This window comes from Aneurinibacillus aneurinilyticus ATCC 12856 (assembly GCF_000466385.1).
Taxonomy (GTDB): domain Bacteria; phylum Bacillota; class Bacilli; order Aneurinibacillales; family Aneurinibacillaceae; genus Aneurinibacillus; species Aneurinibacillus aneurinilyticus.
This window is the reverse complement of sequence record NZ_KE952760.1, coordinates 1-2555: the sequence shown is the minus strand read 5'-3', so window position 1 is coordinate 2555 and position 2555 is coordinate 1. Positions and strand designations below refer to the sequence as shown.

2 protein-coding genes and 1 pseudogene are annotated in these 2555 nt (G+C 33.4%); all 3 read right to left on the bottom strand.

The genetic code is table 11. The features are described from left to right. Nucleotides 1–265 precede the first annotated feature (265 nt). Nucleotides 266–625, bottom strand: coding sequence for a hypothetical protein (locus tag HMPREF0083_RS09760; RefSeq protein ID WP_021621119.1), 360 nt, complete (start codon nucleotides 623–625; stop codon nucleotides 266–268). A gap of 304 nt (nucleotides 626–929) precedes the next feature. Then, on the bottom strand, nucleotides 930–1955 hold the full coding sequence (locus HMPREF0083_RS09755) for a recombinase family protein (protein ID WP_081696040.1): 1026 nt from the start codon (nucleotides 1953–1955) through the stop codon (nucleotides 930–932). Nucleotides 1956–2116: 161 nt separating this feature from the next. After that, a pseudogene (locus HMPREF0083_RS29355) lies at nucleotides 2117–2252 on the bottom strand (type I restriction-modification system subunit M N-terminal domain-containing protein); the annotation flags it as partial. Nucleotides 2253–2555: the final 303 nt, after the last annotated feature.

Genomic DNA, 2555 nt, shown 5'->3' with positions numbered 1-2555 from the left:
CCGTTTTATGCATTTTTTCATTGCCAAATACAACCATATCACAGGTAGTATTTAACTACTTGTTATAATGTTCTTCTTACCATGTAATTTTACATATTATTTCATTGTTTATTTTTAAAATGATTCTACATCTAAGTTTGTTTTATATAGACATTTAGAAGCAATAGTCACTTGAAGATAATAAAAAGGCGATTTTTCGCAGTGAATCCCTTTCTTCAAATCATATACCTTAGTTTCTTTTCGAAACATACTTCTTCGTAAAACCCTATTCTAAATTGATTTTAAAATATTTTTCTATTAAAACTTGTATGACATTCCTAACATCTACATCTACATCATTCCTTATCGGATGTAGGCTAACAAGATATTCTAATAACTCTTTGGGTGAAAATCCTTCTACAATTGATATATATTCTTCCCTTATCCTTTCCTTTGCGTGTAATTTTGCTTCTTTATCTGTATCAAAAACTTCTTCTAAAGAAAGTACAATTACGCCAACTTGATCTAAATTTTGTATAAAAAAATTTGTTTTATTACCATTAAAAGCTTCCTTTTTTATTATTCTTCCCTTACAAATTTCTGTAGTTCCTGGTAGTACAAAATACACTATTTTACCGACAACCATTTTATCCCTCCATACATCTCATACTATATCCACATACAAGAACATTTGTTCTCATTATAACCAGTTTGTTTCAAATACGAAATTAGATTTCCTAAAAATCGTGAAAAAATTAAATTACAATACCTAATCACCGAGAATGTTTATCTTTAAAAATTCCTGTCCATAATAATAAACAACAACAAATCCAGAATTCTCTAAGGACAAGGTTCCACTCAGTAATATCAGTCTCAGTAACTGGGTAGGGTCGGGATAGCTACCCTCACTTAAAACCGAGAACTCAAAAATCACGTTACATTAGCTTCACTCATTTACACCTAACAACCGAGAAAAACAGCATAAATAAATCCTCCCATTTAAACACGGAGGATTTAAAACAACAGTTCAAGTTGCGTCGTATCAACTTTGCGTCTGTCCAGATCATAACGGGTTTTAAATCAATGTTGTGCTTCTTATCAATTGAGATGTATTCAATCAGATGAGTAAGCATTCTTCGCAACGTCGTCTGATTGATTTCATCACGCGGCTTCAAAATATCCTGGATAATAAATTCCCAGGATTCTGGCTTTAGATCAACCTGTTCAATAGATTGAATCTGTTTTGTTTTCGTCTTAATTTTCTTTTCAGTCGTTTCAATACGCTTGCTTATATCTATCCTATACATTGTGATAAGGTTAATCATTTTTTTGCTCTTGTCATCTGGATTACTTCTCATACGCTCTACAAGTTCAGCTTTAATTCGGTTTAGCTGAATGTTGTATTCGTCAAGCTCTTGTTCCAACTTAGAAACTTCATCTTTTATTCTTTGTATATCTGTTTGGAAGCTCTTTTGAATATGAGGAAAAATGTACGAGGCATTAATCCGAATATCATTCGGAATTTTATCGATAGCGTATTCGTGAAAAGAATCTGCTTCAACTTTTAATCTACAAGTTGGGCAAAAGTATATCCGTTTCCCGTACTTCTTCCCATTATTTCCGGATGAAGTTTGATCTTTTGGTTTCAGCTTTACATTGCATTCTTTACATAAGGCAATATTCGCAAAAAGATAAGAGGTTTTGTACTGCTTAGGAGGAACCTTTCTCTCACGTCTTTCACAGTATAGCTTCCAACAAAGCTCCCAATCTTCTTTTGAAATAATCGGTTCAATATATTCGGAGTGAATGATAATCCATGTCTCACGATCACCAAACGTTCCTTTTTCGGGTCCTGTTCGTTTACCCCAGCTCATATAACCGGCATAGAAGGGATTGATTATAATGCTTCTTACTTTTTCTTTGGTCCATTTATCATCGCTGCTTCCAGAGAAAGAAAATTTGCAATGAAAGCAAATCCTTCGTTCTTTTTATACAGGAGCGTTTTGTAAGTTTGCAGATTTCTTCCTAGTATGCGTCTTGTGGAACGTAGAACCGATATTGGTCTAGATCTTCTACAAGTTCAAGACTAACCTTCTTCTCCAAACTCTTCAGGAAGCTCTGCTTTATGTTTTTCCTATACGTCACTCAAGCGTTTTAAAAAGAGAAGGACGAATATGTAGTTTTTATAATCACTTGAGTCAACGCCCCCCCCGTAGGATATCGACTGATTTCCAAAGATGAGACTCAATCTCTTGTACTGTTAGTTTGCTCATGTGTTTGCCTCAAAAGTAAAATACCCTTTTACTATAAAAAGAAGGAATTTAATTTCGGAGAAAAACGGGAATTTAAAAACGTCATTAACAGCCAAACACAGCCTTCTTGAATTTCATCTTTACCATCCCCTTTATTTAGTGTATTTTAAAATTACAATATTTCTAACAATTGTAAATCAAGAGTGAACATTTGTATTATGGAGGGATTAAATGTCTAATAGAAAAGAAGCAATTGTACAATTTGATCATTATGATGGAACCACTGATTACTCTTTAGCCCCCTAGAGAAATTGGACACTAAGA